12 protein-coding genes are annotated in these 12,215 nt (G+C 70.6%); 4 read left to right on the forward strand and 8 right to left on the reverse strand.

The features are described from left to right. Positions 1-2: 2 nt before the first annotated feature. Positions 3-479, reverse strand: a complete 477-nt coding sequence (locus tag DFR41_RS14030) for a prepilin-type N-terminal cleavage/methylation domain-containing protein (RefSeq protein ID WP_114803146.1) — start codon at positions 477-479, stop codon at positions 3-5. A gap of 164 nt (positions 480-643) precedes the next feature. Between DFR41_RS14030 and DFR41_RS14035 the strand changes: the two genes are divergently transcribed. After that, complete coding sequence (locus DFR41_RS14035; RefSeq protein WP_170159372.1) at positions 644-1,972, forward strand: sensor domain-containing diguanylate cyclase; 1,329 nt, start codon at positions 644-646, stop codon at positions 1,970-1,972. 234 nt (positions 1,973-2,206) lie between these two features. On the opposite strand, the gene DFR41_RS14040 is transcribed toward DFR41_RS14035, so the two are convergent. From DFR41_RS14040 to DFR41_RS14065, 6 genes are all read right to left on the reverse strand, one after another. Next, a complete protein-coding gene (locus tag DFR41_RS14040) occupies positions 2,207-2,656 on the reverse strand; it encodes a carboxymuconolactone decarboxylase family protein (RefSeq protein WP_114803148.1) in 450 nt (149 codons plus the stop codon). A gap of 133 nt (positions 2,657-2,789) precedes the next feature. After that, positions 2,790-3,350, reverse strand: coding sequence for a dihydrofolate reductase family protein (locus tag DFR41_RS14045; protein WP_114803149.1), 561 nt, complete (start codon positions 3,348-3,350; stop codon positions 2,790-2,792). Between the two features lie 152 nt (positions 3,351-3,502). Then, positions 3,503-4,915 carry an acetyl-CoA carboxylase biotin carboxylase subunit gene (locus DFR41_RS14050; RefSeq protein WP_114803150.1) on the reverse strand — a complete coding sequence of 471 codons (1,413 nt, stop codon included), beginning with the start codon at positions 4,913-4,915 and terminating at the stop codon, positions 3,503-3,505. Beyond that, positions 4,912-5,901, reverse strand: coding sequence for a tripartite tricarboxylate transporter substrate binding protein (locus tag DFR41_RS14055; RefSeq protein WP_114803151.1), 990 nt, complete (start codon positions 5,899-5,901; stop codon positions 4,912-4,914). The genes DFR41_RS14050 and DFR41_RS14055 overlap by 4 nt, the downstream gene beginning before the upstream one ends. 34 nt (positions 5,902-5,935) lie before the next feature. Then, complete coding sequence (locus DFR41_RS14060) at positions 5,936-7,513, reverse strand: acyl-CoA carboxylase subunit beta (RefSeq protein ID WP_170159373.1); 1,578 nt, start codon at positions 7,511-7,513, stop codon at positions 5,936-5,938. Beyond that, positions 7,510-8,784, reverse strand: coding sequence for a CaiB/BaiF CoA transferase family protein (locus DFR41_RS14065; RefSeq protein WP_114803152.1), 1,275 nt, complete (start codon positions 8,782-8,784; stop codon positions 7,510-7,512). The genes DFR41_RS14060 and DFR41_RS14065 overlap by 4 nt, the downstream gene beginning before the upstream one ends. 114 nt (positions 8,785-8,898) lie before the next feature. Here DFR41_RS14065 and DFR41_RS14070 point away from each other — a divergent pair, with 114 nt between their 5' ends. Then, on the forward strand, positions 8,899-9,114 hold the full coding sequence (locus DFR41_RS14070; protein WP_017758208.1) for an acyl-CoA carboxylase biotin carboxyl carrier protein subunit: 216 nt from the start codon (positions 8,899-8,901) through the stop codon (positions 9,112-9,114). Positions 9,115-9,144: 30 nt separating this feature from the next. Here DFR41_RS14070 and DFR41_RS14075 read toward each other — a convergent pair whose 3' ends face one another. Further along, the gene (locus tag DFR41_RS14075) at positions 9,145-9,834 is read right to left on the reverse strand and encodes a GntR family transcriptional regulator (protein ID WP_017758209.1); all 690 of its coding nucleotides are present in this window, start codon (positions 9,832-9,834) and stop codon (positions 9,145-9,147) included. A gap of 320 nt (positions 9,835-10,154) precedes the next feature. Between DFR41_RS14075 and DFR41_RS14080 the strand changes: the two genes are divergently transcribed. Continuing rightward, the gene (locus tag DFR41_RS14080) at positions 10,155-11,480 is read left to right on the forward strand and encodes an EAL domain-containing protein (protein ID WP_114803154.1); all 1,326 of its coding nucleotides are present in this window, start codon (positions 10,155-10,157) and stop codon (positions 11,478-11,480) included. A gap of 10 nt (positions 11,481-11,490) precedes the next feature. Further along, positions 11,491-12,207 carry a hypothetical protein gene (locus tag DFR41_RS14085; RefSeq protein ID WP_114803155.1) on the forward strand — a complete coding sequence of 239 codons (717 nt, stop codon included), beginning with the start codon at positions 11,491-11,493 and terminating at the stop codon, positions 12,205-12,207. Positions 12,208-12,215 lie beyond the last annotated feature (8 nt).

The raw sequence follows: 12,215 nt of genomic DNA on the forward strand, positions 1-12,215 counted from the left end.
CGTCAGTAGTCGGAGGCCTTGCCGATGAAGGCGCCGTCGTTCGCCCGGATGATGTCGTCCTGGCTGGCCTGGGCCGTCAATGGCGGCACGCTGCGCCCGTCGGGCCCCATGCTGTAGAGGTCGAAGTCGCTGTTGAGCGGATGCAGCGCCCGGTCCTTGCGCTTCTGGCCCACCGTGGCGTCGGCCATCGACAGGTACTGGTAGGGGTTGCCCCAGGGGTCGGGCTGGGTCCAGCCGATCTGTGCCAGCGAATCCGGAAAGCCCTTGTTGTCCAAGCCGTACATGCTCAGCTTGGCGGCGATCACGCCGATGTCGCGCACCGCGTCGGCCACTTTCATGCGGTCGCGGTAGTCGGCATAGCGCGGCAGGGCGATGCCCAGCAGCACGCCGATCAGGCCGATGACCATCATCAGTTCGAGCAGGGTGAAGCCGAGCAACCACTGTCGACGGGTATTCGCGGCTCGCAGCTGTTCTCTCATTCGCGCAGGCATCCGAAAGTGGTCAGGGGATACCAACAGCATGCTATGAATGTAAACAAATGCAAGCAGGACAGATGCTATTTCCGATGCGGCGCAATGTCTGTGGCCGAAGGCGCTCAGCCCTGTGCTGCAATGCAAATGTTTGCAAACAAGACACGAATTTCATGCCGCGGCGCCCGAAGACCTCCCGACCCGAGCCCGCCGACGTCGCAGCGCAGTTGCTGCTGTGCCACGGGGCTTCGGCCCTGTGTGTGTATGACGCGCAGGACCGCATCACGCGCTGGAACGCGCGCTACCCCGAGTTCTTTCCAGAGGTCGCACCGCTGCTGACGGTCGGCTTGCACTTCGTGGAAACGGTGCGCCCCTTCCTGCGGCTGCAGCATCCCGATGCGAGCGCGCAGGAGATCGAAGAGGGCGTCGCGGCGGCGCTGCGCCGCCATCGTGCCTTGGAAGGGCCGGTCCGCTACCAGCGCGCGGACGGCGGCCGCTGGCTGGAGCTGCGCATGTTTCCGCAGCCGGACGGCGGCCGCATCAAGATCTGGAACGACGTCACCGCGGAGCAGCAGGCGGGCGCCGCAGCCGGCGACCGCGGCATGCTGGAACTGCTCACCGTCGCCCATGTGGGACTCATCGTCCATGACGTGCAGGGCCGGCTGCTCTACAGCAACGCGCGTTATTTCTCAGAGATGTTTCTGCACGTGCTGACCGCGCTGCCGGACGTGCGCACGCGCGGCACCCACGCCGCGTTCTGGCGGCAGTTTGCCGAGATATTCGGAGGCGACCCGGCCTACGAGGCCCTGTGCGGGCTGCCGGGGGGCGGCCGGCTGCCCCGGCCGGTGACGCTGCAGGCCCGCACCGGGCACTGGTTCCGCATCGCCGAGGAGGACTGGCGCGGCGGCGTCGCCTCGGTCTGGACCGACGTGACCGACCTCATGCAGCGTGGCCAGGCCCTGCAGGCGGCCTACGGCGAGGTGATGGCGCTCAATGCCCAGCTGCGCGACCGGGCCGAGACCGACAGCCTGACCGGGCTGCCCAACCGGCGGCACTTCGAGTCGGTCCTGTCGCGCGCGCAGCGGGCCGTCGACGAGGGCGCGCGGCATGCGGTGGCCGTGGTGGACATCGACCGCTTCAAGTCGATCAACGACCGCTTCGGCCACGACGTGGGCGACCGCGTGCTCACCGAGGTGGGGCGCTGCATGCGAACGGCGCTGCTGCCCGGCGACGTGCTGGCCCGCCCGGGCGGCGATGAATTCGCCATCGTGCTCCAGGATGCCGGCCTGGACGAGGCGGCTGCGCGCGCCCGGACCTTGTGCGCCGAGGTGGAGCGTCTGTCCCTGCCGGGAACGGCCGACCAGGCGATCCGCACCAGCGTCTCGGTCGGCGTGGCCGCGCTGCGCGCCCTGGGCGACCCGGCCGAGACGATGCGTGAGGCGGACCTGGCCATGTTCGAGGCGAAGAAGGCCGGGCGGAACCGAGTGGGCGTAGCGGGATGAGGGCTGGACGGGGCGGCGCCCGTGGGGCGCTGCCGGGTGCAGACGGGGCTGTCGGTACTGTCTTGAATCACTCAATGTGTATTATGTCTAATTTAAGACTCGCATCGAATCGCGGCTGCCCTGCCGCCGCGCAGCCCGCCGGCAGCTTGTGCCCCTCGGCAAGGACAACGCCGTGGACCTCGCGAGCCCACGGGCGCCGAACGCCGAACGCCGAAGCCGCGGCGGTCCGGCGGTTCACGCCTTGGCCCGCGGCTTCATGCGGAAACTCACGCCCATGCGGTTGATGGCGCTCATGGTGGCGATCGTGAGCGTCAGGTCGACGAGATCCTTCTCGCCGAATACGGCCAGCGCGGCCGCATAGGCGTCGTCGCTGGCATGCGTCTCGCTCACGCGGGTGACCTCCTCCGACCAGGCCAGCGCGGCACGCTCCTGCTCGGTGAACAGGTACTGTGCCTCCTGCCATACCGGAACGAGCACGAGCTTATCGACCGACATGCCTTCGGCGAGCAGGTCCCGTGTGTGGATGTCGATGCAGTGCGCACAGCCGTTGATCTGCGACACACGCAGGAAGACCAGATGCGTCAGCAGGCTCGGAAGGCCGGTGCCCTTGCTGACGAAGTGGTGCAGCGCTCCGAGCGCCTTGGCGCCCTCGGGCGATGCTTGGAACCAAACAGCGCGATCCATGAATCAGTTTCCTCCGGTCTGGGTGATAGACGGGGGCCCGGCGGGGCCTCCCATCCACCAGACGTTCGACCCGAAGGCGCTGTGACAGGCGCCTGACCCGTTCCGACGCTTCGACCTGCGGGCGCAGATCGCATCAACGCCCGGCCTGCTGCACCTCGTACCGCAACTCCGCCATGCCCGGGCCCATCCGGTCAGCGGAAAGCAGGCGCAGGCCTGAACCGACCACGCGGCGAGGAAACAGCGGCTTTCCCTTGCCAAGGGTGGCAGACCCGATCTGGACGATGAGTTCATCCAGCAAACCCGCGTCGTGGAACTGGCCCGCCAGGTCGCCGCCACCCACGATCCAGATGTTCAGGTCGCCCGCGGCGGCCTGCATCTCCTGGTGCACGGCTCGCACGTCGCCGTTGACGAACCGGATGTCCGCGCCGTCGATGGCCGGGAGCGTGCGGCTCGTGAACACCCAGGCCGGCTGGGCATAGGGCCACGGCGAACCCATTTCGGCGGCCACCTTCTCGGCGTTGCGAACCATCCACTCGTAAGTCGAAGAGCCCATGGCCAGAGCGCCGACTTGGGCGATGAATGCGGAATAGCTGGACTCGTTCACGCTCCCCAGTTCAAAAAGCCAGTCGAGCGAGTCGTCCTCGGTGGCAAGAAATCCATCCAGGCTCGTGGCCGTGTAGTACTGGGTCTTCATCGTTCTTGTCGCTGCAATGTCTGGCGTGTCGTCCGTGACCAACCGCGTTGGCCGGCCGTGGTCCTGGCGCAAGCATAGCCATGAGCGCGTCTGCGATCGCCCATGTCCGCACGCCCGGCGGCGCATCGCGCGCCTGCCGCCCCATCGAGCGCTCAGCTCCGAGCCACCGCCCGCGCCTGCTGCTGCGGCACGAACACCTCCTCCACCCACCGCGTCCACACCCCCTGCCCCGCGAAGTCCGGATGCGCCAGCAGATCGCGGTGGAAACCGGCCGTGGTCGCCACGCCCTCGACCACCAGTTCCGCCAGGGCCTGCCGCATGCGCGCGATGGCCTCGCCGCGGGTCGGGGCGTGCACCACCAGCTTGGCCAGCAGCGAGTCGTAGTACGGCGTGACGACCAGCCCGTCGTGCGCATGGCTGTCGCAGCGCAGGCCCTCCCCCGTCGGCGCGACGAAACGCGTCACGGTGCCGGGCCGCGGCAGGAAGTTCTTGGCCGGGTCCTCGGCGTTGATGCGACATTCGAGGGCGTGGCCGCGCAGGCGCACGTCCTGCTGCGTGAACGACAGCGGCAGGCCCGCGGCCACGCGCAGCTGCTCGGCCACCAGGTCCAGGCCGCTGACCATCTCGGTGATCGGATGCTCGACCTGGATGCGCGTATTCATCTCCAGGAAGTAGAAGTGCCCGGTGGTTTCGTCCAGCACGAACTCGACCGTGCCGGCGCCGTGGTAGCGCACCGCCCGCGCGAGCGCGAGCGCCGCCTGGGCCATGGCCTCGCGCGTGGCCGCGACAAGGTGGGGCGACGGGCTTTCCTCGATCAGCTTCTGGTGCCGGCGCTGGGTGGAGCAGTCGCGTTCTCCCAGGTGCACGAGCGCCCCATGGCGGTCGCCCATCAGCTGGATCTCCACATGGCGGGCACGCTCGATCAGCTTTTCGACATAGAGCGTGGCATCGCCGAAGGCCGCGCCCGCCTCGGCGCTTGCGCTGGCAAAGGCCGCGGCCAGCTGCGCAGACTCGCGCACGATGCGCATGCCCCGGCCGCCGCCGCCGGCGCTGGCCTTGAGCAGCACCGGATAGCCGATGCGCGCCGCTTCCGCCTCGGCCGCCGCCAGATCGGGCAGCGCGCCCGAACCCGGCACGCGCGGCACGCCGGCGGCCAGGGCCATGCGGGTGGCGGCGATCTTGTCGCCCATCGCCTCGATGGCCTCGGGCGAGGGGCCGACGAAGACCAGGCCGGCCTGGGCGCAGGCTCGGGCAAAGCCGGCCCGCTCGGACAGGAAGCCGTAGCCGGGGTGCACGGCCTGGCAGCCGCTTTCCACGGCCGCAGCCACCAGCCGCTCGATGTCCAGGTAGCTCTGGGCGGCCGGCGCGGGCCCGATGCGCACCTCGGCGCCGGCCAGGCGCGAGGCGAGCCCGCCCACGTCGGCGTCGGACACGGCGACGACGGCCTCCAGGCCCAGCGCGTGGCAGGCGTGCACGATGCGCACGGCGATCTCGCCGCGGTTGGCCACCAGCACCCGGCGCAGCGCGCCGAGCGCGCCGCCCTTCTCTGTAACCGGGCCGCTCATGGCTGCTTCTTCAACAAGTGCAGCTCGCCCAGCAGCGCACGCGCGCCCTCGGCCTCGCTGTCCAGGTACTTGACGGCCTCGGCGGCGCCCATGAAGCGCGGGCGCCAGTAGTTGCGCGCGAGGAAGGCGTTCCACTCCGGCGTGGCGGAGATGCGGCGCAGCACGCCTTCCCAGAAGGCGATCTGCGCCGGCGTCATGCCCTTGGGCCCCTGCAGCCCCTGCGAGGAGGCATAGACCGCGTCCACGCCCTGCTCGCGCCAGGTGGGCACGCCGGCCAAGTCGCCGCCCAGCCGCTCGGCCGCGGCCACCGCGAGCACGCGGATCTTGCCGGCCTTGAGCTGCGGCACCACGTTGATGGCCGAGGCCGAGACCACGTCCAGGTGACCGCCCAGCAGGTTGGTCATGGACTCGGCCGAGGACTTGTACGGCACCACCGTCAGCTTGGCGATGTCCACCCCGGCCACCTGCAGCGGCTTGGCGATGGCCGCATGGATGTGATTGCCAATGGAGGTGGCCACGCCGATGGACAGCGCCGCCGGGTTCTTGCGCAGCGTCTCGACCAGGTCGCGGCCGCTCCTGATGGGCGAGTCGGCGCGCACGGCGACGGTGATGGTTTCGTCGAACAGGATGGCCAGCGGCGTGAAGTCCTCGTAGCCCAGCGACACCTCGCCCACCAGCTTGTTGTTGATCGACGAATGCGTCAGCGTGGCCAGCAGGTGACCATCGCCCGGCTTGGCGGCCAGCGCACCCATGGCCACCATGCCGGCGCCGCCCGGCTTGTTGACCACCAGCATGGGCACGGGCAGCAGCTTGTCGCGGTCGATGAGGGTCTTGATCTCGCGCGCCGCGGTGTCCAGCGCCGCGCCGGCACCGGCGGGCACGATGTATTCGACGGTGCGCTCGGGCTTCCAGTCCTGCGCCGCGGCCAGCAGGGGCAGCGCGAGCAGCAGGCCGGCGACGCTGCGCCGGAGGCGGGAAAGGGCCATGGGTTGTCTCCTTGCTTGTTCTCGGAATGGCGCGTCAGGCGCGGGCGCCGCGCGTGTTTTCCAGCACCGCCCGCGCGTCGGCCATCCAGTCGCACAGCAGCGCCCGCGTCTCGCGCGGGTCGATGATGTCCAGGATGCCGAAGTGCTCGGCGGTGCGGAACGGCGAGCCGATGCGGTGGTAGCGCGCCTCCAGCGCGGCGCGGGCGGCGGCCGGGTCGGCCGCGGCCTCGATCTCGGCCTTGTGGGCCGCGTCCACGCCGCCCTCGATCGGGATCGAGCCCCAGCGCGCCGACGGCCAGGCGAAGCGGTGGTTCAGCGCCGGGAAGTACTTGGGCGCATGCATGCCGCCGGCCATGCCGAAGGCCCGCCGCAGGATGACGCTCAGCCAGGGAATGCGCACGTCCTCGATGGTCTGCACCACGCGCACCGCGCCCAGCAGCGTGCCGGCCAGTTCGGCCTCGGGGCCGGTGGCGTTGCCGGGCTGGTCCACCAGGTTGACCATGGGCAGGCCGAAGGTGTCGCACAGCTTGGCATGGCGCTCGGTCTTGTAGGCCGCGGCCAGGGTCATGGCGCCGCCGGCCACCTTGGGGTCGCTGCACAGCACGCCCACCGGCCAGCCGTCCAGACGCGCCAGCGCCGTGATGATGGAGCCGCCCTGCCAGCGCCCGATCTCGAACACCGAGTCGCGGTCGAACAGCGAAGCCATGATGCGGCGCGGGTCGTAGATCTTGCGCCGGTCATGCGGGATGGCGTTCTTGAGCCAGTCGTCCGCACGGGCCGGGTCGTCGGTGGGTGTGGTGCGTGCCGGCAGCCGATGGGTGCTGGCCGGCAGGTAGCTCAGGAACTGCCGCACCTGACGCAGCGCGTCGGCCTCGTTTTCGGCTTCGTTGTGCACCAGCGCGCTCTTGCGGTGGACCTTGTAGCCGCCGAGGTCGTTCTTGTCGACGTCGATGCCGTAGGCCTGCTTGACCACCGGCGGGCCGGCCGCGAAGACCTGCGCCTGGTCGCGCACCATCACCGAGAAGTGCGACAGCAGCACCTTCACCGCCCCCAGGCCGGCGCAAGCGCCCAGTGCGACGCCCACCACCGGCACCGTCTTGAGCAGTTCCACGCCGGGCCAGTTGCCATAGCCGGGAATCTTGGCGGCGGCCTGCTGCATCAGCAGCTTGACGCTGCCGCCCGCGGTGTCCACCAGGCGCACCAGCGGCATGTGCTGGGCCAGCGCCAGGCGCTCGGCATAGATCCACTTGTCGGAGAGCGTGCCCTCGGACGAGCCGGCGCGGATGGTGTAGTCGTCGGCCGAGACCACGATGCGGCGGCCTTCCATGCGGCCCGTGCCGATAATGGCGTTGACGGGCTGCAGGTCCAGCAGCCGCCCTTCCTCGTCGTAGCGGCCGCGGCCGGTGATGCGGCCCAGCTCGCGAAAGCTGCCGGCGTCCAGCAGCGTGTCGATGCGCTCGCGCGCCGTCTGCCGTCGGCGGGCCTTGTGGCGGGCGACGGCTTCCTCGCCACCCATGCGGGCGGCCATCTGCCGGCGTTGTTGCAGTTCGGCCAGTTCGTCGGCCCATTCGCCGCTGGCGTCCAGTTCGAGGGCGTTGGTCGTCGTGGTCATGAAGCCTCCTGGACGGAAACGGTGCGAAGGGCGGGCGCCAGCTCGTCGCGCACGGCCTGTGTGTGGGCGCCGAGTTCGGGACCCGTGTGGCGGATGCGCCCCGGTGTGGCCGACAGGCGCGGCACCACGCCGGCCTGGGTGGTGTGGCCCAGCGCCGGATGGGGCACCTGCTGCAGCATGGCGCGCGCCGCGAACTGCGGGTCCTGGAAGATGTCGGCGATGGTGTAGATGCGCGAAGCCGGCACCTCGGCCTCCTGCAGCATGGCTTCCAGCTCGGCACCGTCGAACGAGGCCGTCCATTGGGCGATGAGGGCGTCCAGCGCCTGCATGTGGGGCTTTTCGCCGCGGCTGCGGATGGTGCTGAAGCGCGGGTCGTCCAGCAGCCCGGGCTGGCCCATCAGGCGCACCAGCCGCTCGAAGGTGCGGTTGCTGTTGGCGGCGATGAGCACATAGCCGCCGCCTTGCACCGGGTACAGGCTGTTGGGCGCCATCGACGGCAGGTTGGGCCCTTCGCGGGTGGGCACCACGCCGAGCTTCTCGTAGGCGGGCACCAGCGGTTCGAGCTGGGTGAACGCGGCCTCGTAGAGCGCGACGTCCACCACCTGGCCGCGGCCCGAGCGGCTGCGCTCGTGCACGGCCGCCAGCGCGCCGAAGGCGGCATAGGTCGCGCTGAGGTAGTCGGTGCTGGCCACGGCCACGCGGGCCGGCGGCCGGTCCGGATCGCCGGTGAGGTGACGCACGCCGCCCAGCGCCTCGCAGATGGCGCCATAGCCGGGGCGCTGGGCATAGGGCCCATCCTGGCCGTAGCCGCTGATGCGCACCATGATCAGCCCGGGGTTCTGCGCCGAGAGCGCCTCGTAGCCCAGGCCCAGCCGCTCCATCACGCCGGGGCGGAAGTTCTCGACCAGGATGTCGGCCTGCAGGATCAGCGCCCGGGCGAGCGCGCGGTCCTCCGGGTCTTTCAGGTCCAGCGCCACGCTGCGCTTGTTGCGCAGGATGGAGGCGGCGTACAGCGACACGTCGCCCTGCTCGCTGGGCACATGGCGGCCCATCTGCCGTACCGGGTCGCCCTCGGGCGGCTCGATCTTGATCACGTCGGCGCCGAAGTCGCCCAGCAGCCGCGCGCAGGCCGGGCCGGCAATGGTGCTGGCGATCTCGATCACCTTCAGGCCCTGCAGCGCGCTGCCGCGGGCGGGGTTGCGATCCGACGTGGTGCTGGCGGCGGCGCCGCCGCGGCTGGATGGATCTTGGTCGTCCGGATTCGGGGTCATGGTGCCCTTTCGTAGGTTGTCTCCGGGCGGCATTGAAGCATCCGACATTCATATTGTCAACAATCTCATTGGTGACTACGATTCAGGCTTTGACACGGCCATCAAGGAGACGCCATGAACACCACGCTGCAATCCGAAGTCACCGGCACCGTCTGGAAGATCGAGGTCCGGGAGGGCGACACCGTCGGGCCCGACCAGTCCCTCATGGTGCTGGAGAGCATGAAGATGGAGATTCCCGTCTGCGCACCGGCCGCCGGCGTGGTGCGGCAGCTGCTCGTGAAAGAGGGAGAGCCGGTGGCGGAGGGCCAGCCGGTGGTGGTGCTGGGCTAGGAACGCCCAGGTTCGGGCGCGCCGGCCCGGTTACGCGCCGCCGGCCAGTTCTTCGAGGCGGCGCGCTGCCTCTTCGGCCGAGGCCTCGCTGCGCGCCCGGGCCAGTTGCATCATGCGGGTGGTGTCGCCCTGCTCCAGCGCGTCGCGGGCCTCGATCCACAACTGCACCGACTGCTGTCGCCGCTCCACCGAGGCCAGGCCCAGCTTGCTGTAGCGCAGGGTCTGCAGCGACAGCGCCGCGATCATCCGGCGCAGCCGCTCATTGCCGGCAAAGCGGGCCGTCAGCTGCAGCAGGCGGTGCACCGTCTCCGCGTAGGCGTCGCCGCCCTCGGGCGAGGTCGAGAGCGCCTCCAGCCGCGCCACGCCGGCACGCATGAGGGCCAGCAGCTCTGGTGGCCGCTGCGACGCCACCTTGCGCACCACGACGTCGAACAGGCCGGCGCGGATCTCGAACAGCTCGCGCAACTCCTGCGCCGTCAGCACCGCCACGATGGCGCCGCGGCGCGGCAGCACCTGGATCAGGCCCTCGCGCTCCAGGATGCGGATCGCCTCGCGCACGGGGCCGCGGCTGATGGCGAATTCGTCGGCCACCTCCTGCTCGCCGACCCGGGCGCCCGGCGCCAGCTCGCCCGAGAGGATCCGGTCACCGAGCCGGGCCGCCACCTGCTCGGGCACCGTCAACGTGAGGCCGGAGGCGTCGGCAAAGAGCCGGAACGCCACCTCTTTCTCCCAGCGGGAAAAGTCAGGATCGGCGAGGAGGTCGGAAGGATGAGGCACAGGATGAGGATCAATTCAGGCGGTCAACCTGCGCATTGTCAACAAAGTCTGACCCTCCCACCAGCCATGCCTGGCGCAGGCGCTGACCTGTTTCTGACCGGCTTCATTTACGTTTGTTAACTACGCTACAGAAACACTTGTGTTTCGGCTGCGGGCCGGGAACCCGCTGCCTACGATCCGCCCCATCAAGGTCAAGGAGTCGGTTCATGGGCAGTCGCGGCATTGGGCATGGAGGCGCGTGTGCAGAGCACGACGCTCCGCCCGTGGCGCTGACGCAGGGCCCGCTGCCCGCCGGCGCTGTCGCGGCTCATCCTGAAAGCGGTTTCTGCGCCGCGGCCCGGAGCGCGCCGCCGCTGCGCGCGGCCTTTCTTTCGATCACCAACGCGGCTGCCATCGCCGAGGCCTACGGCGCGGTGGCGGCATCCAGCCTCAGTGCCCAGTTGCTCCATGGCCTGCGCGAGTGGCTCGGCCATCCGCTGCGTGCCGAACGCGTGGCCGACGATTGCCTGGTGCTGTGGGTCGATGGCGATGCAACCGCGCTGGAGCGCCTGCTGGCCCGCGCCGGGCGCGAGTCCTTCCCGGTGGATGGCCAGGCCTGCCTGCCCGCCCTGCATGCCGACTGGCTTGACATCGAAGGCGACCAGGCGCGGATGCTGACGCCGGAAGAGTCCGCCTACGCCCATTTCGTCGCCACGCCCAGCCCGAGTGCGGCCGGTGGCTGGCAGGCGGCCGCCGACCGCTTCCGCGCCGACATGTCGGCCGCCAGCGAACTGGCCGGCGCGCTGGGCGCCAGCCGTGTGGCGCTGGACTGGCAGGAGGTGGCCAACGCCCAGTCGCCCGGCGACAGCCTGTGCCTGCGGGGCACACCCTGCCTGGTGCCGATCGCCGAAGGCATGCAGGCGCTGTCCAGCGACATCTTCGTGCCGGCCCTGGAGCGGCTCAACCTCACGCGCCACCTCGACCGGACGATGGTGCTGCTCACCCTCGCCCGCCTGGACCGGATGACCCGCCTGCACCTGTCCTGCCGCATCTCGCCGCTGAGTGCGCTGGACGACGCCTACTGGACGAGCGTGTTCGATGCCCTGGCACAGCGGCCGGCCATGGCACGCCGCTTCACGCTCGAGATCGGCGGCCGGGCCGCGCTGCCGGCGCTGGAATCCACCCGTGCCTTCTGCCAGAAGCTGCGCGAGCGCGGCGTGCGCATCGCCGTCTCGCGCTTCGGCAGCGGCAGCGACAGCATCGGCCTCGAAGGCCTGCAGGCCTGCCGGCCCGACATGCTGGTGCTGGACGAACTCTGCATCCTGCGTGCCCGCCATTCGGAGGCCGGCCGGCAGGAGCTGCGCGACATGGTGCGCACCTGTGGAGCGCTGGTGCCGCACACCGTCGTCGCCGGTGTCGACGGCGAACAGGATCTGGCGCATGCCCGGGCTGCCGGCGCGCAGTGGGTCTGCGGCCGCGGGGTGCCCCGCAGCCCGGTCCGGCGCGAGGCAGCGGCCGTGGGCCGCCCCATCGTGAGGCGCGTGGCGCCGCTGGCGGTCGCCGCGGCGGCGCCCGAGGTGGCCCGGCCCCACATCGATTTTTGGCATTGAGGAGATTCGCATGAGCAGCTTCGCCGGCCTTCGGGCGCGACCCGAGACGCGCCCTCCGTTGATGACCCCCGTCCGCGCGCCCACGCCGCTGCCGGGGACGGTCTCTCCCTGGGCCGGCCTGCGCGAGCGCGGCCCGAAGGAGGCGCCCGCCGCCCGCAGCGCCTGCACCTGCGGTGCTGCGGCCGACGGCGCCTGCCACGAGGGCGAAAGCCTGGATCTCATGCTCCAGCACCAGTACCGGATGCTGGAGCAGGCCATCGCCGAGCAGGCGAGCCGCCACTCCCGTGTCGTCGCCGCCTCGGCGGAGCCCGCCCTGGCGCCGCTGCTGGAGCAACTCGAATCCCCCGGCGCATCCGCGGCTGGCCTGAACTTCGCCGACCACCGGCTGGTCGACGAGGGCTGGACGCTGGTGCTGCCCGGCGCCGGCCTGCGCATGCCGCTCAACAGCGAAGAGCGGCTGCTGATGATGTCGCTGGCCCTCACGCGGGGCCACCGCCTCGGCCGCGGGGCGATGCAGGCCATCTTTGCGGCCTACCAGCTCGCCGACGACGTCGCCGCCATCGACCAGGTGGTGCGCAGCCTGCGGGGCCGCGCGCGCATTGCCGGCGGCCATCTGCCACTGCGCGCCGTGGGCGGCGGCTACCAGTTCGGTGGCGTGGGCACCCGGCCGCCGGGCCGCCCGCCAGGCAGCGGCCGCTGGCTGCGTTCGGCGGCCCCGTCGCTCTGAAGATCCGT

It is taken from the genome of Pseudacidovorax intermedius, assembly GCF_003350475.1.
In the GTDB taxonomy this organism is placed as follows: domain Bacteria; phylum Pseudomonadota; class Gammaproteobacteria; order Burkholderiales; family Burkholderiaceae_C; genus Xenophilus; species Xenophilus intermedius.

Excerpts from the sequence above, each read along its gene's own strand:
- DFR41_RS14030 (WP_114803146.1), bottom strand. The coding sequence starts at position 479 with ATGAGAGAACAGCTGCGAGCCGCGAATACCCGTCGACAGTGGTTGCTC.
- DFR41_RS14035 (WP_170159372.1), top strand. The coding sequence starts at position 644 with ATGCCGCGGCGCCCGAAGACCTCCCGACCCGAGCCCGCCGACGTCGCA.
- DFR41_RS14040 (WP_114803148.1), bottom strand. The coding sequence starts at position 2,656 with ATGGATCGCGCTGTTTGGTTCCAAGCATCGCCCGAGGGCGCCAAGGCG.
- DFR41_RS14045 (WP_114803149.1), bottom strand. The coding sequence starts at position 3,350 with ATGAAGACCCAGTACTACACGGCCACGAGCCTGGATGGATTTCTTGCC.
- DFR41_RS14050 (WP_114803150.1), bottom strand. The coding sequence starts at position 4,915 with ATGAGCGGCCCGGTTACAGAGAAGGGCGGCGCGCTCGGCGCGCTGCGC.
- DFR41_RS14055 (WP_114803151.1), bottom strand. The coding sequence starts at position 5,901 with ATGGCCCTTTCCCGCCTCCGGCGCAGCGTCGCCGGCCTGCTGCTCGCG.
- DFR41_RS14060 (WP_170159373.1), bottom strand. The coding sequence starts at position 7,513 with ATGACCACGACGACCAACGCCCTCGAACTGGACGCCAGCGGCGAATGG.
- DFR41_RS14065 (WP_114803152.1), bottom strand. The coding sequence starts at position 8,784 with ATGACCCCGAATCCGGACGACCAAGATCCATCCAGCCGCGGCGGCGCC.
- DFR41_RS14070 (WP_017758208.1), top strand. The coding sequence starts at position 8,899 with ATGAACACCACGCTGCAATCCGAAGTCACCGGCACCGTCTGGAAGATC.
- DFR41_RS14085 (WP_114803155.1), top strand. The coding sequence starts at position 11,491 with ATGAGCAGCTTCGCCGGCCTTCGGGCGCGACCCGAGACGCGCCCTCCG.